Source organism: Aliivibrio logei, from assembly GCF_001691055.1.
In the GTDB taxonomy this organism is placed as follows: domain Bacteria; phylum Pseudomonadota; class Gammaproteobacteria; order Enterobacterales; family Vibrionaceae; genus Aliivibrio; species Aliivibrio salmonicida.
The window spans coordinates 332,462-351,508 of record NZ_MAJU01000008.1 but is presented as its reverse complement, the minus strand read 5'-3'; the positions used below and the strand labels follow the sequence as shown (position 1 = coordinate 351,508).

Here is a 19,047-nt window from a genome sequence, read left to right as displayed (position 1 = left end):
GAATAGATCTAACAAAGGAAAGAAGTAGAGATGAATTTAAAAAATTATCAACGACTAACGCAACAAGCAATCGGCCTTATTGAAGATGAACCTGATTTTATTGCTAATCTTGCAAATATAAGCGCATTACTGAATATGGAGCTTGATGACATTAATTGGGTTGGCTTTTATCTACTTAAAGACGATGAATTAGTATTAGGACCGTTCCAAGGGAAACCCGCTTGTATTAGGATTACGATAGGTAAGGGCGTATGCGGAACTGCATTTTTGACTGAAACAGTTCAACGTATTGAAGATGTTCATGAATTTGATGGACATATCGCATGTGACGCGGAAAGTAATTCAGAAATTGTAATTCCATTTTATAGAAATGGAAAGTTGGCTGGTGTCCTAGATATAGATAGCCCAAATATTGGTCGATTTAGTGAAATTGACGAAAAAGGACTGGTTGATTTCATGAAAGAAGCAGAAAAGAGACTTTAATTTTCCTTCAGTAGTGGTTTTTCACGCTTAAGTATCTATAATAGCGCAATATCTTTACTAGAAATAAACCTATATACGGACTAAACCGTATCTATCAGGAAACTACATGGAAAACTCTGAAAAACTAGCGAACAGCAAAGAAGTTATTGCATACATTGCTGAGCGTTTCCCGAAATGCTTTATTTTAGAAGGCGAAGCTAAACCTCTTAAAATTGGTATCTTCCAAGATCTAGCTGAGCGTTTAAGCGATGATTCTAAAGTAAGTAAAACTCAGCTACGTGCTGGCTTACGTCAGTACACATCTTCTTGGCGTTACCTACACGGTGTTAAGCCGGGCGCATCTCGTGTTGATTTAGATGGTAACCCTTGTGGTGAACTAGAAGAAGAGCACGTTGAACACGCTAAAGCATCTCTTGAAGAGAGCAAAGCTAAAGTAGCTGCTCGTCGTAAAGAGCAAGCGAAAAAAGCAAGAGAAGAAGCGAAAGCTAAAAAACCAGCTCGTGCTACTACTCCACCAAAGCGTCGTCCTCAACCTGCTGCTGTTGCGAAAAAGCAAGAGAAGCCAGTTGAAACTCGTGCTCTAAACTCTGACGAAATTACCGTAGGTAATAACGTAAGTGTGAACATGGGTAAAGGCAACATGCCAGCGACAATCGTAGAAATTAACAAGGATGATGTTCGAATTCGCTTATCAAACGGCCTACAAATGGTTGTTAAAGCGGAGAACCTTCGTTCATAAAGGAGTACTCCCGACGCATGAATTGTCGATTTAGAGTCTCGCTGATTGCTGCTGGCGTAATGCTAGCAGCGTCTGCACACGCACTTGAAGCTAAGGTTCTTGAAGCCAAGTATTCAGAAACGGACTTACCTGTATTAGCGGCTGAAACTCAGCACGCGACAGCAAGTAAGCGCGTTACTTCTCGTTTTACACGTTCTCATTATAAGCATTTCTCATTGAATGATGACTTCTCAGTTGCCATTTATGAGCGATATTTAGACATGCTCGATTATAATCGAAACGTGTTTACTCAAGCGGATCTTACCTCTTTCGCTCCATTATCAACCAAATTTGATGATCAATTAAAAGTGGGTGATACTCAGGCCGCCTTTGATATTTATAACTTATCACTCAAACGTCGTTTTGAGCGTTACGTTTATGCATTGTCTTTATTAGATAAAGAGTTTGATTATACTGTTGATGAATCTTTTGAGTTAGATCGCTCTGACGCGGCATGGCCAAAAGATGACGCTGAGTTAAATGAACTTTGGCGTAAACGTGTTAAATATGATGCGCTTAACTTGTCTATGACAGGAAAAGATTGGCCTGAAATCCAAAAGATGTTGGGCAAGCGTTATAATAATGCGTTAAAGCGTTTGACTCAAAGTCACAACGAAGATGCGTTCCAACTTTACATTAATGCATTTGCTCGTGAAGTTGATCCTCATACTAGCTATTTATCCCCACGAAATGCTGAACAATTCCAATCTGAAATGAATCTTTCATTAGAAGGTATTGGTGCAGTATTGCAAGCGACCGATGACTATACTGTTATTCGATCTCTCGTGGCTGGTGGTCCTGCACAAAACAGTAAACAACTTTCAGAAGGTGACCGAATTATTGGTGTTGCTCAAGAAGGTGAAAAATCTGTTGATGTGATTGGTTGGCGTTTAGATGACGTTGTTCAATTAATAAAAGGCCCTAAAGGAACAAAAGTGTATCTTGATATCTTGCCAGAAGGTAAAGATTCAAAAAGTCACGTTGTCACAATTGTTCGAGATAAGATTCGTTTAGAAGATAGAGCAGTTAAGTCTGAGGTGATTGAGCAAGACGGCAAGAAAATTGGTGTATTAGAAGTACCAAGTTTCTATGTTGGCTTAGCTGAAGACACTAAAAAACAAATTGCTGAATTAAAAGAAAAAAACATTACCGGTATTGTTGTCGATTTACGTAACAATGGTGGTGGTGCATTAACGGAAGCAACTGCATTATCTGGCTTATTTATTACATCAGGTCCTGTAGTTCAAGTTCGTGATAGTTATGGACGTGTTAATGTAAATGCTGATACTGATGGTGAAATTGCTTATACCGGTCCGATGACTGTATTAGTAAATCGCTATAGTGCTTCTGCTTCTGAAATTTTTGCTGCAGCAATGCAAGATTATGGCCGTGCTGTAATTTTAGGTGAAAATTCATTTGGTAAAGGAACAGTACAACAGCATCGTTCATTGAATCATATTTATGATTTATTTGATAAGCCGCTAGGTCATGTTCAATACACAATTCAAAAATTCTATCGAATCAATGGTGGTAGTACGCAAAATCTAGGCGTTGTTCCTGATATTGCATTCCCAACCGCGATTGATGCTAAAGATACTGGCGAAAGTGTTGAGGATAATGCACTTCCTTGGGATAGCATTAAAGCAGCCGAGTATAAGCAAACAAATCAGATTGCGAACACGATTGCTCCATTGGCACAAAAGCATGTTGAACGAATTAAATCAGATGAAGAGTTTGGTTTCATTCAAGAAGATATTGCTCGTTATAAAGCAGAAAAAGCCATTACTTCGATTTCACTAAATAAGAAAGTGCGTGAGAAAGAAAGTGATGATGCTGATGTTCGTCGTTTAGAGCGTGTAAATCAAAGACAAAAACATCTTGAAAAAGAAGCGTTTAAATCTATTGATGACATACCAAAAGATTACGAAGTACCAGATGCTTATTTAGACGAAGCAGTATCAATTACCATTGATTTGGCAACAATGGAACGTTAATACTTAAGAATATTGCTATTCTTGAAGTGAACGCTTTCATTATCGTTATTTAAAAACAGAAGTTATTTATGGCTTCTGTTTTTTTATACGTAAGATTCAAGCAGATACCCATTTTTTCATCTAGGATTAATAGAGAGAATAATAAAAGATAAAAAGTAGATTTAATGGGAGAAAGTTATGAAGCCGATAATATTGTTAATTCTGTTGTTTTTTATTAGTCCCTTCACATCAAGTGCAACGGTGGAGCTAAAAAATAATAATATTACCTATTTTGAAAATCCTTTTCTTCTTGGTGATTGGTATTTCTTTAAACCAAAAGATGCAGAGAGTGATTATGATGTTCTTCATATTTCGTTGAGTTCGAATCATGATTTTTTTATAGAGATGATTGAAATGGAATCAAATTCAGCAGATGTGTGGAGAGGCGAGTTTTCTTTGTCTCAAGAACGTATTCGCTTTGAAGGCGATGAAGAAGAACCACAAGTTTATCATTATCAAGTTAGCCATAACCGTCTTTACTTAAATGGTGTTGAATTTTTCAAAGTTGTTCCTGAAAACTTTATTGGTTCTTGGAGTTCAAAATTAGTTTCTGGTGAAGATATTATGGCAAGTAATGTTAAAGCATTAAATTTGAAGTTACGTTCAGATTTTATTTTTTCATTAGATGTTGTTTCTACGACAGGTAAAAAAAATCAGCAGGTTGGTTATTATTATTTTGAAGATGATGATTTAGTTTTGCTTTATGAGGAAGGGGAGCAAGAGTCAACATTTACAATTAAAGACGATGTATTAGAATTGAAAAATGAACAGTTTGGAATGTACGCATTATTGCAAAGAGAATAATGAGCCTATAAGGATAGAAATATGAGCTGAGGCCACTTTTAATTTACAACCTGGCCATATCTTGTGAGAAAATAGCTGAGTTAATTAGTAACTATCACTCGCTTTTTATTTATTAGTGATAGAAATCATAAGGATATATTATGAGCCAGCAACTACAGGCTAAGTTTCGCAACGACTATCAATCTCCAGAATTCACAATTTCAGACATCGATTTAGTATTTGACCTTGATGATACTAAAACACATATTTCAGCAACGTCTCAAGTTAAGCAATTAAAAAAATCAACGGATCTTCTTCTTGAAGGCGAGGGCATGGTACTTACATCATTAGCAGTTAATGGTGTTGAGTATTCGGATTATACCTTAACTGATTTTCAATTAACGATTCATAATGTCAGTGGTGAATTTAACCTTAAAATCACCACTGAAGTAAATCCTCAAGAAAATACAGCACTTGAAGGTTTGTACAAATCAGGCGATGGTTTCTGTACTCAATGTGAAGCCGAAGGCTTCCGCCGTATTACTTATTATTTAGATCGTCCTGATGTTTTGGCTCGTTTTACTACAAAAGTTATTGCGGATAAAAAAGCATACCCACATTTATTAAGTAATGGTAATCGAATTAATCATGGTGATCTTGATAGTGGTAAACACTTTGTGCATTGGCAAGATCCATTTCCAAAACCAGCGTATTTATTTGCGTTAGTTGCCGGTAATTTTGATGTATTAACAGATACTTACCAGACTAAATCGGGTCGTGACGTTGCTCTAGAAATTTATGTTGATCAAGGTAATTTAGATCGAACACCTCATGCGATGGCATCATTAATTAATTCAATGAAGTGGGACGAAGATCGTTTTGATCTTGAGTATGATCTCGATATTTATATGATCGTAGCCGTTGATTTTTTCAACATGGGTGCGATGGAAAACAAAGGGTTAAATGTTTTTAACTCGAAGTTTGTATTAGCAAAACAAGAAACAGCAACCGATACCGATTACCTTGGAATTGAAGCGGTAATTGGTCATGAATATTTTCATAACTGGACAGGTAACCGTGTTACTTGCCGAGATTGGTTTCAATTGAGTTTAAAAGAAGGCTTAACGGTTTTCCGAGATCAAGAATTTTCTTCTGATCTTGGTTCTCGATCAGTAAACCGAATTAATAACGTTCGTATCATGCGCGGCCCTCAGTTCTCTGAAGATGCAAGTCCGATGGCTCACCCAATTCGTCCAGAAAAAGTGATAGAAATGAATAATTTCTATACGTTAACGGTGTACGAAAAGGGCAGTGAAGTGATTCGTATGATGCACACCTTATTAGGTGAATTGAATTTCCAAAAAGGAATGAAGCTTTATTTTGAACGTCATGATGGTACGGCTGCAACCTGCGAAGATTTTGTATTAGCGATGGAAAATGCATCAGGAATTGATTTAACACAATTCCGTCTTTGGTACCGTCAATCAGGTACACCTGTTTTGTCTGTTGCTTCTGAATACGATGAAACAAAACAAGAATATGCGTTAACAGTGAAACAACATACGCCAGTAACAGAAGACCAGACTGAAAAATTTGCGTTACATATTCCGTTAGATATTGAGTTGTATGCACAAGATGGTTCAGTAATTGAGTTACGCTGTAACAATGATGAAGTCAGTCATATACTGAATGTGACTGAAGACGAACAAACGTTTACCTTCCAACAAGTATCTGAAAAACCAGTAGTTTCGTTACTTCGTGAGTTTTCTGCACCCGTTAAGTTAAATTACGCTTATAGTGATGAAGAACTAATTTTCTTAATGGTTCATGCGAAGAACGATTTTGCTCGTTGGGATGCTGGACAGATGTTACTTGCAAACTACATTCGTGCGAACATTACTTCTGTTCAAAATAATGAGGCACTTGTTCTGCCAGAAGCTGTAGTTGATGCTTTCCGCGGCGTATTATTAAATACAGAATTAGATCATGCATTTATAGCAGAAATGTTCGTCTTGCCAAATCACAATGAAATCACCGGCTGGTTTGATATTGTTGATGTAGATGCCATTGATAAAGCACTTAGTTTTATTAAACAAACATTAGCTACAGAATTGAAAGATGAATTTTCAGCCACTTATCATAGTTTAAAGCAAGTTAGTTATTCGGTTGCACATGATGCTATTGGGAAACGTGCTTTACGCAATTGTGCATTAAGCTATCTTGCAAAAACAGAGCAGGGTGAAGCGTTAGTTAAAGCACAATATGAGTCGGCAGATAACATGACTGATACGATGGCCGCAATGGTATCGGCTAACTCGGCACAACTTTCTATTCGTCAAAGCTTAATGAATGACTTTAGTGATAAGTGGTCGCATGATGGTTTGGTTATGGATAAGTGGTTTATTCTACAAGGATCAAACCCAAGTGTTGATGTCTTGAAAGCAATTAAAGCAACGATGGATCATTCCGCATTTAGTCTGAAAAACCCGAATCGTATTCGTAGTTTAATTGGTTCTTTTGCTGCGAATAACGTTGTTAATTTCCATGCTAAATCAGGTGAAGGCTATGCATTCTTAGGCGATATTTTACTTGATCTGAACGTGAGTAATCCACAAGTAGCTTCACGTTTGATTGATCCATTATTGAAATTTAAGAAGTATGATAGTGATCGTCAAACGTTGATGAAAGCGCAATTGCAGCGCTTGGCTGATCTTGATAACTTAGCAAAAGATCTGTTTGAGAAGGTAATGAAAGCGTTAGCGTAAAATAAGATCTTACTTCAATAAAAGTGATAAATGGTCAGTATTTTATGCTGACCATTTTTTGTTTTTTCTTTATACTTTGTTTTTGATAATTCAAAGTAGATAACATCGTCGATCATGAATACGTTTTATTATTTTAGAGTTAACGTTAGCTACCAAGCCTTTTTAAGTCATTACTCTGGCACGGCGAGTACGGTTTTAGTCATGACTGAACAAGGTTTAAAGTTACAGTTACCAGCGTCGCGTTTTCGCGCATTTTTAACTCAATTAGGAGTGAAAGGGCGCTTTCGTTTAACTGTGGACCAAAATAATCGGTTTGTAAATCTTGAACAAGTAGGATAAACCTCTACCTTAATCACACTTCTAACTATAAACCCTCTAGCACGTAAAAAAGTCATAACGTTTCCGTCATATTATCCTTACAATATGAGGCGCATAAGCAGTATCAACTGCTACACTTATTATACATAATTCTAATCATAAGAAACGGAGCATTCGCTTTATGACGACGCGTGATCCTATCGTTCCCGTACTACTCGAGAAAGTGTACGCTTTAATTGCTGAAAAGCTTGAAATGCCTCAACAATCACTAATAACGCAACTTGCTCAGCGTTTATTTGCCAATATTGATGATGATGATTTACTACAACGTAATGAATCAGATATGTATGGGGCAACTCTTAGCCTTTGGAACCATTTGTCGGATGTAAATCTATCTGATATTTCGGTTCGTATTTTTAATCCAACATTAAGTCAAGATGGCTGGCAGTCAACACACACCGTCGTTGAGATTGTCACACCAGATAACCCATTTTTAGTTGACTCAGTTAAGATGGCCCTTACCCGTCTTGATATGACAAGTCACTTTATGCTGCATGGTCCACACTGTTTTACTCGTGAAAATGGTGAGATTATTTCGATCTGCAGTAATGATTCTACAATGCAGCAAACTCTCTTTCATTTTGAGGTAGATCATCTTAGTGATCCCGCAGAAATAAAAACACTTCAGACGGAGTTATTTTTAGTATTAGAAGATATTCGCCGTGTAGTGAATGAGTGGAAGCCAATGTCTGAAAAGTTGACTGAGGTTATTGTTGAGCTTGAGTCTAATCATTCCCCGATTGGAAAAGATCAGGTTAATGAATCCATTCAATTTCTAGCGTGGTTACAGGATCATAACTTTACCTTAATGGGGTATAAGAATTTTGATTTAGTTGCTATCGAAGGGGATTACGAACTAACACCAACAGCAGAGACTGGCTTAGGACTATTTTCTTTAGATTCTCGTATTCATGCGACAAAACTATCGGATATGCCATCGTCTGCTCGAGCCGCGGCTAAAAAATCAGATTTACTCATCTTAACTAAATCAAATACTAAGTCTCGAATTCACCGTCCCGCTTATACTGATTACATTGGTATTAAACGGTTGAACAAAGAAGGCAAAGTGATTGGTGAGCATCGTTTCACCGGCTTATATACTTCAACGGCATACAACCAAAGTGTTTCTAATATTCCTCTACTTAGTAATAAAGTCGAACGTATTCTTGAAGCAAGCCATTACATCAAAGGCTCTCATTCTTACAAAGCATTAAACAATATCCTTGAGACTTATCCTCGTGATGAACTTTTTCAAGCAACGGAAGAAGAGATGCTTGAAGTAGGAACCGGCGTAGTTAAGATGCAAGATCGTGATTTGTTGCGTCTATTTGTTCGTCGTGACCCGTTTGGTCGTTTCTTCTCATGCATGGTGTATGTAACAAAAGAGCGCTATAACACAGAATTACGCCGTCAAACTCAACGTATCTTAAAGAGTTACTTTGGTTCTGATCAAGAAGTTGAATTTACAACGTTCTTTTCGGAAAGTGCATTAGCAAGAACTCATTACATTGTTCGTGTAGATAACAATAACGGCGATATTAATGTGAAAGATATTGAGAATAACCTAATGGAAGCAGCATCAACGTGGGATGATCGTTTATGCGATGTGATTGTAGCAAACCTTGGCGAAAGTAAAGGAACGGCGATTGCGAAACAGTATCAACGTGCTTTTCCTCGTTCATACAAAGAAGCGACGTTACCTGGTTCTGCGGTTGCGGATATTGAACGTTTAGAAAATTTAAGCGATGAAAATAAGTTGGGGATGTTGTTTTATCGTCCTCAAGAAGAAAAGAAAGGTTCAGCGAACGTTAAACTTAAACTGTTCCATCGTGATGAACCTATTCACTTATCCGATGTAATGCCTATGCTTGAAAACTTAGGGTTAAGAGTGATTGGTGAATCACCTTATACCGTTAAGAAAAGTGATGGCTCTGTAGATTGGATTTTAGATTTTTCTATGATTCATAACGGTTCTGCCGAAGTCGATCTTCGTCAGGCTCGTGATCGTTTCCAAGACGCATTTGCGAAAATTTGGAGTGGTGAATTAGAGAGTGATGGTTTTAACCGATTAGTACTTGGTGCTGGTTTATCTGGCCGTGAAGTGACTATTTTACGTTCTTACGCTCGTTATATGCGTCAAGTTGGTTTCCCATTCAGTCAACAATACATTGAAGACACATTATCAACTCATACTCATTTAGCGGTATCAATTGTTGCATTGTTTGATCTTCGTTTTAATCCAACAATGGGTTGGAGTGAGAAAAAACAACAAAAACAATTAGATGCGATTTTTGCGAGTTTAGATAAAGTAGAAAGTTTGGATGATGATCGTATTATCCGACGCTACGTAGACATGATAGTTGCTACTGTTCGTACTAACTATTATCAAGTCTGTGAGAACAACCAATCAAAACCATGGCTATCTCTAAAACTAAAACCATCAAATATTCCTGAAATTCCAGCGCCTGTACCTGCATTTGAGATCTTTGTTTATGCGCCTGATATTGAAGGTGTCCATTTACGTGGTGGTAAAGTCGCTCGTGGTGGTTTACGTTGGTCAGATCGCCAAGAAGATTTCCGAACAGAAGTCTTAGGTTTGGTTAAAGCACAACAAGTTAAAAATACGGTCATTGTTCCTGTTGGGGCCAAAGGTGGCTTTGTTTGTAAGAAGCAGCATAATTTCACGACTCGTGATGATATCTTTGCTGAAGGTCAACGCTGTTATAAACAATTTATTCGCGCATTATTAGATGTGTCTGACAACATCATTGAAGGGGAAGTGATTCCTCCGAAAAATGTCGTTCGCCATGATGATGATGATCCATATTTGGTTGTTGCTGCTGATAAGGGAACAGCAACGTTCTCTGATCTAGCAAACTCAGTTTCTGAAGAATACAACTTCTGGTTGGGTGATGCTTTTGCCTCTGGTGGTTCTAATGGTTATGACCATAAAGCGATGGGTATCACGGCTAAAGGGGCGTGGGAATCAGTGAAACGTCATTTCCGAGAAATGGGAATTGATTGTCAAACCACGGATTTTACTGTCGCAGGTGTCGGTGATATGGCGGGGGATGTGTTTGGTAATGGGATGTTGTTATCTAAACATATTCGTTTACAAGCCGCATTTAACCACATGCATATCTTCATTGATCCAAACCCGAATGCTGAAATGACTTGGCCTGAACGTAATCGATTATTTGAACTGCCACGTTCAAGTTGGGAAGATTACAATAAAGATCTTATTTCTCAAGGTGGTGGACTTTTCTCTCGCCGTGCAAAGTCGATAGATCTCTCTCCTGAAATTCAGAAAATGTTAGGTACACGTAAGCAGTCTCTAGCACCAAACGATCTCATTCAAATGATCTTAAAAATGAATGTGGATCTCTTATGGAATGGTGGTATTGGTACTTATGTTAAAGCAACAAAAGAAACCAGTGTCGATGTGGGTGACCGTGCTAATGATGCGTTAAGAATCAATGGTGCAGAGCTAAATGCGAAAGTGATTGGTGAAGGCGGTAACTTAGGAATGACACAATTGGGTCGTATTGAATATGGCCTAAAAGGTGGCCGTGTTAATACCGATTTTGTTGATAATGTAGGTGGCGTTGATTGTTCTGATAACGAAGTTAACATTAAGATCTTGCTGAATGGTCTTGTTGCGAATGGGGATCTTACTTATAAGCAACGTAATGTCTTACTTGAAAAAATGGAAGATGAAGTTGGTGACATTGTTCTTGATGATGCTTATTGCCAATCTGAATCGATCTCAGTAACAGAGCAGCAAGGTACCGCGTTAGTTAAAGAGCAGATCCGATTTATTCATCACTTAGAGAAGAAAGGTCAATTGGATCGTGGATTAGAGTTTATCCCAGATGATGAAACTCTAATAGAAAGAGAGAAATTAGGGCAGGGACTTACTCGTCCTGAACTCTCTGTTTTGGTCGCTTATGGAAAGATGGTATTAAAAGAGCAACTTGCTTGTGATGAGATTGCAAATAATCCTTATCATGCTGATTTGCTTAAAACCTATTTCCCTACTGAGTTACAACGTAACTATAGAGCGGAAATGGACAATCACCCTCTGCGTTCAGAAATCATTGCAACTTGCTTAGCAAATCAAATGGTTAATGAAATGGGGTGTAACTTCATTACTCGAATGCAAGAAGAAACAGGTTACGCGGTCACTGATATTGTTAATGCGTATTCTGCAACCCGCGCTATTTTTGAGTTTGGAGACTTATTCAAACAAATTCGTGAGTTAGATAATACAGCAACGACAGTGGCACAATACGATGCTTTCTTTGTTATGCGTCGAACGATTCGTCGAGTGGCTCGTTGGTTACTGCGTAATGGTTCACAAAACATGTCAATTCAAGAGTTGATAGCTAAGTACAAACCTGCGGTTGATGATATTAAAGTCAACTTAGATAATTATTTAGTTAAAGATGAAGTTATTGAACATATTGAACAAGCCAATCATTACCTTGAAATGGGTGTACCGTGTGAGCTAGGTAATTTATTAGCACGCTTAAGCAGTTTATACTCAGCAATGGATATTTCTGCATCGGCAGAAGCGGCAAAACAATCCGTTTCTGTAGCGGCTCGTTTGTATTATGTATTAGGTGATAAATTATCTTTGCATTGGTTCTTAAAACAAATTAATAATCAAGGTGTTGATAATCATTGGCAAGCCCTTGCAAGAGCGTCATTCCGCGAAGATTTAGATTGGCAACAACGTCAATTGGCTGGGTTAGTTTTAGCTGAATATACCGATGGAAAATCAGTAGAGCAGGCGATTGAAGAATGGTATGAGAAAAACAGTACTTCAGTTGATCGTTGGGACAGTATTTTAAATGAATTTAAAGTAGGTTCAGTTCATGAATTTGCTAAATTCTCTGTAGCATTACGAGAGTTAATGTTATTGAATTTAAGCTGTACGTCTAACGCTTCTTAGCCGGGTTATTGCTCTAAATAATCAGTAGACAAACGTTTGCATAACTTAAGCGAAAGTGAGTATATATTCACTTTCGCTTTTTATTACCCCGTAATTTTTCCTATATATCTATCTATTTAATCAAATTAAGTGATTACTTATTTATATACCGATTTATTGGCTTTACGTTTGCAATAAATAATGACAAATTAAGTGCGATTAAGTTTGAATTGTTAATTAAATCAGTGAATAATGACTCCCCGTTTACACGGGACTTATTTTTGGAGTTACAATGTTATATCGCATCGCCAGAGCTGGCATTTTCAAACTTGATGCTGAAAAAGCACATGACTTAGCAATTCAAAACTTCAAGCGCTTTAATGGCACACCTCTTGATATCTTCTATCGTCAAAAATTAGCGTCTAAACCTGTAGAGGTAATGGGCATTCAATTTAAAAACCCTATCGGTCTTGCGGCCGGTCTTGATAAAAACGGTGAGTGCATTGAAGCATTTGGCGCAATGGGTTTTGGATTCATTGAAGTGGGTACAGTAACTCCTCGTCCTCAAGCGGGCAATGATAAACCACGTCTTTTCCGTCTTATTGAAGCTGAGGGTATAATCAATCGCATGGGTTTTAATAACCTAGGTGTTGATAATCTCGTCGAGAACGTAAAGAAAGCAAAATACGATGGCGTGATTGGCATTAATATTGGTAAAAATAAAGATACGCCAATCGAGAAGGGCACTGAAGATTACTTAATCTGTATGGAGAAGGTATATCAATACGCAGGTTATATTGCGATTAATATCTCATCACCAAATACTCCAGGACTTCGAACGCTTCAATATGGTGAAGCACTTGATGATCTTCTTTCTCAACTGAAAGAGAAGCAGAAAGAGTTAGCTGAAAAATACGGTAAGTATGTTCCAATCGCATTAAAAATTGCCCCAGACCTTGATGATAATGAATTATCTCAGATTGCCGATTCTTTAATGAAATATAAGATTGATGGTGTCATTGCAACAAACACGACATTAGATCGTTCTATGGTTGAAGGAATGAAGCACGCAGAGGAGATGGGGGGACTAAGTGGTCGTCCTATACAAACTCGCAGTACTGAAGTCGTTCGTCAATTAAAAGAATTATTAGGTGACAGTTTACCTATTATTGGTGTTGGTGGTGTTGACTCTTATGTTGCAGCAAAAGAGAAGATGGTTGCGGGTGCCGATCTTGTACAGGTATATTCAGGTTTTATCTATAAAGGTCCTAATCTGATCCGTGATATTGTAAATAATATCTAAAATATAGGGCTTCGAAAGTTGCTTACATATGATTAACACTAAAGGGGAGATGAAGATTTCCCCTTTTTTTATTCCTAACCTCTTGTAAAATTAACAGTTAATTGCATCAACGTATTTTATGATTTAAAAACGGATTTATTTTTACTCATAAAATAGCACTCATTGATGATTGGCTGGCGTAGGGAAACACTCCCATATTTTCAAGAGAGAACTAACATGCTTAAACCCAGTGATACATGGAGTTGGTATTACGATAATAAAGCACAATCTCTTATGCTTGATTTAGGCATGGATATGGTTTTTTGTGTGAATTTATCTCCCAAAGTCTTAATCAATAGTGCATTTGATGATTGTAAATTTTCTGTGGATGATGCATCCGCTTATCAGATGTTTGTTGAACACATTTCTTATCTTCCTCTTTCTGAACCTCGCAAAGTTGAGCTAGCACTCAATTGTGTTGCCGCCAGACGCTTCCATAAGCCCATGCTACCTAAGAGTTGGTTCTTTGAAACCCAAGGGGCAGGGTATTACCCAGAAGAAGGTGAAATCGTTTCTCTGAAAAATGATTTAGGAGAAGGGCATTTCATTATTGTAGAAAATTATGAGTGTGCAAGTATGTGTATGTTGGTCGATATGGATGCATTTGCATTAAATCCAACCAAGTACATGGCCTTTTGTGAACCGATTAAAGTCATGAATGATCGCATGGCCAAAATGCAAGTCGTTAACTCTTCATATTACGCCCTAGTAGGGTAGTTACTCTCCGTTATTTTATCCCCAGATAAAGCTCCCTTTAATACTTCTAATTCCACTATTTCATCCTTCTTATATTGACTCTTTTTACAAAATTCGTCTCAGAATTAATGTAATTAGAGCGTGTTCGTTTTAATCTAATTTTCAGTTATAGACACACCTCTCACTATTTTACGTTTTTTGGTTGAAAAAGAATCAGAAAAATAGGGAGGAATGCACTCTTAAAACTGAGATCTACTGCTAAGAAGCATAAAAAAAACAACAAATCATTATTGATAGAATACTATAGTAACGTCCACTTAAACCACTTATCTTCCCTATTTCTTGTGTTCTGTAATTAACTTTCACAACAAATAACCTTCTGGAGTAGGCCAGATTTTTCGAGTATCTGCTCATGCTTAAGTGTGTCCGTTGGGAAACAGTGGTTTTTTTAATCCATCATCAGTAGGATTAACTTATTGTTTTTATAGTCTTTATTTGAAGAGTTTGCGGATGGTTTATCTGTGATCTATTTATCCTATTTCCTTAGGATTCATGTATAATGCGAGGCAATTTAATAACCAAAAGAATCCCATGAAAAAATACTTAGCCATCACTTCTAAAGGCCTTGAAAACTTACTTGCAGACGAACTAGTTGCACTTGGTGTTACTGACCCAAAATTAGTTTATGCAGGGGTTACGTTTGAAGCCCCAATCGAGGTTGTTTATCGTTGTTGTTTGTGGAGCCGTATTGCTTCACGTTTCATTCAAATTCTGTCTGAGTTTGATGTTCGTGATGATATGGATTTGTATCTAGGCGCTTCTGCAATTAATTGGCCTAATTATTTCACAGCAGATAAAACGTTAGTGGTGGATTTTAACGGTACGAACCGTGAGATTCGAAATAGCCAATACGGTGCATTGAAAGTAAAAGATGCAATTGTTGACCGTTTTACAAAGGCTGATTTAGAACGTCCGAATATTGATAAAGCGGAACCTGATTTACGTGTACATATGCGTTTATCTGGCGAGAAAGGGATTCTTGGTTTTGATTTAATCGGTTCAGGCTTACATCAGCGTGGTTACCGTACTGAAGCAGGTCGTGCACCACTTCGTGAAACATTAGCAGCAGCACTTGTACTTCGCAGTACATGGGATGAAAGCAAACCGCTATTGGATCCAATGTGTGGTTCAGGTACGTTACTGATTGAAGCTGCACTTATGGCGTGTGAAATGGCACCTGGTGTGAAACGTGAAAAATGGTGTTTTGAAGCGTTGTCTGATTTTGATCCAGAAGTGTGGACTGAAATTCGTTCAGAAGCTCGAGTTAAGAGTCGCCGTGGCGTTAAGAAAGTCGATACGCATTTTTACGGTTTTGATCGTGATTATCGTGTAATTCAAACGGCTCGTGATAATGCTCGTCGTGCTGGTGTTGAAGATTTAATTACATTTGATGTTGGTGATGCTACTAAGATTGAACGTCCAGAGGGCTTTGAGAATGGGGTTGTAATTTGTAACCCTCCTTATGGTGAACGTTTAAGTACTGAACCTGCACTGATTGCACTATACAGTGAATTTGGTCGCCAACTAAAAGAACAATTTGGTGGCTGTACTGCATCAATCTATTCAAGTAATGATGATTTGCTTGCGTGTATTCGTATGCGTGCAGACAAGCAATTCAAACTGAACAATGGTGCGTTACCTTGTGTTCAGAAAAACTATTCAATTAGCGAATCGGCTGAACGTAAAGAAGCGGCAAACATTGAAGTTGCTCCTGAGTTTATGAACCGTCTTAAAAAGAATTTGTCTAAACTTGGCAAATGGGCACGTAAAGAGAAGTTAGATTGTTATCGTCTTTATGATGCCGATTTACCAGATTACAATGCGGCAATTGATGTATACAAAGATTACATCATCATTCAAGAATATGCGGCACCAAAAGAAATTTCAGAAGATAAAGCACGCCGTCGTTTAACTGACATGATCCGCGCAACAGTGTTAGTGACTGGTGTTGAAACCAATAACGTTATTTTGAAAGTACGTCAAAAGCAGTCAGGCAAAAACCAATATCAAAAGTTAGCAGAAAAATCTCGTTACTTTGATGTTGAAGAGTACGGCGTAAAATTGATTGTTAATTTACAAGATTACCTAGATACGGGGTTATTCTTGGATCATAAATTAACTCGTAAAATGATTGGTGATATGGCCGCAGGAAAAGATTTCCTAAACCTATTTGCTTATACCGGCTCAGCGACTGTTCATGCTGCTTGTGGTGGTGCTAAATCGACAATGACCATTGATATGTCTCGTACCTACCTAGAGTGGGCTCAGAAGAACATGAACACCAATGATCAAACAGGAACGCAACATCAATTCCTACAAGCCGATTGTCTACAATGGCTACAACAAGCAGAAGGTGAGTTTGATTTAATCTTTATTGACCCACCAACATTCTCTAACTCTAAGCGTATGGACCAAACGTTTGATGTTCAACGTGACCACATCATGTTGCTTGAGAACCTAAAACGTATGTTACGTCAAGACGGTACTGTTGTATTTTCTAACAATAAACGTAACTTTAAAATGGATGAAGAAGCGCTAGATAAAGCGGGTCTTCAAGCTAAGAATATTTCAAAACAAACATTGCCGTTAGATTTTGCTCGTAATAAGCATATTCATAACTGCTGGATTATTACTCACAAGGAAGACTAGAGATAATGATAACTCTCTACAGCACGGAAGGCTGCCACCTATGCGAGCAAGCATTTGATTTGCTCGTTGAGGTGGGTGTAAATATGGAACAAGTGGATACCGTAGACATTGCATTTGATAATGTATTATTTTCTCGTTACGGTGTCACAATACCTGTTGTGGCTAATGGCTTATCCGAGCTTAATTGGCCCTTCGATATATCACAACTAAAGAATTGGTTAGAAGACAATGGCATTACTTACAATTAATAATGGTCAATTAGCGTTTGGTGATCATCCGTTATTAGACAAATCAGATTTTGCTCTACAAGAAAATGAACGCGTATGTTTGGTTGGCCGTAATGGTGCGGGTAAATCAACGCTAATGAAAGTAATTGCTGGTGATATCCTTATGGATGATGGCAAATTACAAATTAATCAAGATGTGGTGGTTTCTCGTTTAGAGCAAGATCCACCGCGTAATGAAACGGGCAGTGTTTTTGATTATGTATCTGAAGGCCTAGCAGAAGCCGGTAAATACTTAAAAGAATATCATCATATCTTAGATTTATTAGCGACTGATCCAAGCGAATCAAACATTAATAAATTAGCGAGAGCACAAGAGCAAATTGATAACCTTAATGCATGGCATTTTGATACACGTATTCAATCTGTTTTAGAATCTCTAAAACTTGATGGTGCAATGTTATTAACCGATTTATCGGGTGGTTGGCAACGTAAAGCCGCACTGGCTCGTGCATTGGTATCTGACCCAGATGTATTGCTTCTTGATGAACCAACGAACCATTTGGATGTTACAACGATTGTTTGGCTTGAAAGTTTCTTAAAAGACTTTAAAGGTTCAATCATTTTTATTTCGCATGACCGTGCATTTATTCAATCAATGGCAACACGTATTGTTGATTTAGACCGTGGCAACTTATCTTCTTATCCTGGTAATTATGAAGAGTACTTACTGGCTAAAGAAGAAGCGTTACGCGTAGAAGCTGATCAAAATGCACAATTTGATAAAGTACTTGCTCAGGAAGAAGCTTGGATTCGTGAAGGCGTTAAAGCGCGTCGTACTCGAAATGAAGGACGTGTTCGTGCCTTAAAACAATTACGTCGTGAGCGTTCAGATCGCCGTGAAGTGGTGGGTAAAGCGAATATTCAAGTGGATGGTGGAAATCGTTCAGGTAAAATTGTATTTGAAGCCGAGAACCTTCATTACTCAATTGATGGTAAAAACATTGTTAAGAACTTCAGCTTCAATGTTATGCGTGGTGATCGCATTGCCTTAATTGGTGCGAATGGTTGTGGTAAGAGTACCTTGCTTAAACTGATGCTTGACCAATTACAGCCAGATGCAGGTAAATTGTATTGCGGTACAAAACTTGAAGTGGCGTATTTTGACCAATATCGTGAAGCGTTAGACCCTGAAAAAACGGTTATCGATAACTTGGCTGACGGTAAGCAAGAAGTGACAGTGAATGGCCGTGAGCGTCATGCTTTGAGCTACTTGCAAGATTTCTTATTCTCTCCAAAACGTGCTCGTCAACCAGTGAAAGCATTGTCTGGTGGTGAGAAAAACCGTTTATTACTTGCGCGTTTATTCCTTCGTCCAAACAATTTATTGATTCTTGATGAACCAACCAATGATTTAGATATCGAAACATTGGAACTTTTAGAAGAATTACTTGCCAACTATGAAGGTACATTATTATTAGTAAGTCACGATCGTCAGTTCGTAGATAATACAGTAATGACCAGTTGGATCTTTGAAGGTGAGGGCCAGATCGAAGAATTCGTCGGTGGCTATCACGATGCTCAACGACAACGTGCTAATGTACAAATAAGCCGTGATGCAATGGCACCAACAGTAAAAGTGAAAACTGAATCTGTTGCTGCTAAAAGCCCGGTAGTCGAGCAAGCGAAACCAAAGAAACTGTCTTATAAGTTACAGCGTGAGCTTGAATTGCTGCCTGAAACATTAGAAAGATTAGAAAACGAAATTACAGAACTTCAAGAGAAAGTGAACGATGCAACTTTCTTCCAACAAGATCCTAAAACAACAGAAGCTGTTTTAGAACGTTTAGCTCAAACAGAGCAAGAGTTGGAAGTGGCATTCGAGCGTTGGGAAGAACTTGAAGCTCTACAATAGGAAGTTAA

Annotated in this window: 12 protein-coding genes; all 12 read left to right on the top strand. The window is 37.9% G+C overall.

Going from position 1 to position 19,047, the window contains the following annotated elements; all coding sequences use genetic code 11:
• The first annotated feature begins 30 nt into the window (after window positions 1-30).
• The 12 genes from A6E04_RS05825 (at window position 31) to A6E04_RS05770 (ending at window position 19,039) form a co-directional block, all read left to right on the top strand.
• Window positions 31-483 carry a GAF domain-containing protein gene (locus A6E04_RS05825; protein WP_017023230.1) on the top strand — a complete coding sequence of 151 codons (453 nt, stop codon included), beginning with the start codon at window positions 31-33 and terminating at the stop codon, window positions 481-483.
• A gap of 106 nt (window positions 484-589) precedes the next feature.
• Window positions 590-1,222 carry an RNA chaperone ProQ gene (gene proQ / locus A6E04_RS05820; RefSeq protein WP_012550195.1) on the top strand — a complete coding sequence of 211 codons (633 nt, stop codon included), beginning with the start codon at window positions 590-592 and terminating at the stop codon, window positions 1,220-1,222.
• A gap of 17 nt (window positions 1,223-1,239) precedes the next feature.
• Window positions 1,240-3,255 (top strand): carboxy terminal-processing peptidase, encoded by a 2,016-nt coding sequence (gene prc, locus A6E04_RS05815; RefSeq protein ID WP_065610437.1) that lies wholly within the window; start codon window positions 1,240-1,242, stop codon window positions 3,253-3,255.
• 177 nt (window positions 3,256-3,432) lie between these two features.
• A complete protein-coding gene (locus A6E04_RS05810; RefSeq protein ID WP_023603231.1) occupies window positions 3,433-4,098 on the top strand; it encodes a hypothetical protein in 666 nt (221 codons plus the stop codon).
• Between the two features lie 140 nt (window positions 4,099-4,238).
• Complete coding sequence (gene pepN / locus A6E04_RS05805; RefSeq protein ID WP_023603232.1) at window positions 4,239-6,842, top strand: aminopeptidase N; 2,604 nt, start codon at window positions 4,239-4,241, stop codon at window positions 6,840-6,842.
• Window positions 6,843-6,956: 114 nt separating this feature from the next.
• Window positions 6,957-7,181 (top strand): DUF2835 domain-containing protein, encoded by a 225-nt coding sequence (locus A6E04_RS05800; RefSeq protein ID WP_017023227.1) that lies wholly within the window; start codon window positions 6,957-6,959, stop codon window positions 7,179-7,181.
• A gap of 160 nt (window positions 7,182-7,341) precedes the next feature.
• Entirely contained in the window at window positions 7,342-12,174 is a 4,833-nt protein-coding gene (locus A6E04_RS05795; protein WP_065610435.1) for an NAD-glutamate dehydrogenase, read from the top strand.
• Window positions 12,175-12,445: 271 nt separating this feature from the next.
• On the top strand, window positions 12,446-13,456 hold the full coding sequence (gene pyrD, locus A6E04_RS05790; protein WP_017023225.1) for a quinone-dependent dihydroorotate dehydrogenase: 1,011 nt from the start codon (window positions 12,446-12,448) through the stop codon (window positions 13,454-13,456).
• A 216-nt stretch (window positions 13,457-13,672) separates the two neighbouring features.
• The gene (locus A6E04_RS05785; RefSeq protein WP_044583251.1) at window positions 13,673-14,212 is read left to right on the top strand and encodes a cell division protein ZapC; all 540 of its coding nucleotides are present in this window, start codon (window positions 13,673-13,675) and stop codon (window positions 14,210-14,212) included.
• A gap of 570 nt (window positions 14,213-14,782) precedes the next feature.
• Window positions 14,783-16,900: a bifunctional 23S rRNA (guanine(2069)-N(7))-methyltransferase RlmK/23S rRNA (guanine(2445)-N(2))-methyltransferase RlmL gene (gene rlmKL, locus A6E04_RS05780; RefSeq protein ID WP_023603234.1), complete on the top strand. Its 2,118-nt coding sequence runs from the start codon at window positions 14,783-14,785 to the stop codon at window positions 16,898-16,900.
• A 5-nt stretch (window positions 16,901-16,905) separates the two neighbouring features.
• Complete coding sequence (locus tag A6E04_RS05775; RefSeq protein ID WP_012550202.1) at window positions 16,906-17,148, top strand: glutaredoxin family protein; 243 nt, start codon at window positions 16,906-16,908, stop codon at window positions 17,146-17,148.
• Window positions 17,129-19,039 (top strand): ABC transporter ATP-binding protein, encoded by a 1,911-nt coding sequence (locus A6E04_RS05770; RefSeq protein WP_012550203.1) that lies wholly within the window; start codon window positions 17,129-17,131, stop codon window positions 19,037-19,039. The genes A6E04_RS05775 and A6E04_RS05770 overlap by 20 nt, the downstream gene beginning before the upstream one ends.
• Window positions 19,040-19,047 lie beyond the last annotated feature (8 nt).

Excerpts from the sequence above, each read along its gene's own strand:
- A6E04_RS05825 (WP_017023230.1), top strand. The coding sequence starts at position 31 with ATGAATTTAAAAAATTATCAACGACTAACGCAACAAGCAATCGGCCTT.
- proQ (WP_012550195.1), top strand. The coding sequence starts at position 590 with ATGGAAAACTCTGAAAAACTAGCGAACAGCAAAGAAGTTATTGCATAC.
- prc (WP_065610437.1), top strand. The coding sequence starts at position 1,240 with ATGAATTGTCGATTTAGAGTCTCGCTGATTGCTGCTGGCGTAATGCTA.
- A6E04_RS05810 (WP_023603231.1), top strand. The coding sequence starts at position 3,433 with ATGAAGCCGATAATATTGTTAATTCTGTTGTTTTTTATTAGTCCCTTC.
- pepN (WP_023603232.1), top strand. The coding sequence starts at position 4,239 with ATGAGCCAGCAACTACAGGCTAAGTTTCGCAACGACTATCAATCTCCA.
- A6E04_RS05800 (WP_017023227.1), top strand. The coding sequence starts at position 6,957 with ATGAATACGTTTTATTATTTTAGAGTTAACGTTAGCTACCAAGCCTTT.
- A6E04_RS05795 (WP_065610435.1), top strand. The coding sequence starts at position 7,342 with ATGACGACGCGTGATCCTATCGTTCCCGTACTACTCGAGAAAGTGTAC.
- pyrD (WP_017023225.1), top strand. The coding sequence starts at position 12,446 with ATGTTATATCGCATCGCCAGAGCTGGCATTTTCAAACTTGATGCTGAA.
- A6E04_RS05785 (WP_044583251.1), top strand. The coding sequence starts at position 13,673 with ATGCTTAAACCCAGTGATACATGGAGTTGGTATTACGATAATAAAGCA.
- rlmKL (WP_023603234.1), top strand. The coding sequence starts at position 14,783 with ATGAAAAAATACTTAGCCATCACTTCTAAAGGCCTTGAAAACTTACTT.
- A6E04_RS05775 (WP_012550202.1), top strand. The coding sequence starts at position 16,906 with ATGATAACTCTCTACAGCACGGAAGGCTGCCACCTATGCGAGCAAGCA.
- A6E04_RS05770 (WP_012550203.1), top strand. The coding sequence starts at position 17,129 with ATGGCATTACTTACAATTAATAATGGTCAATTAGCGTTTGGTGATCAT.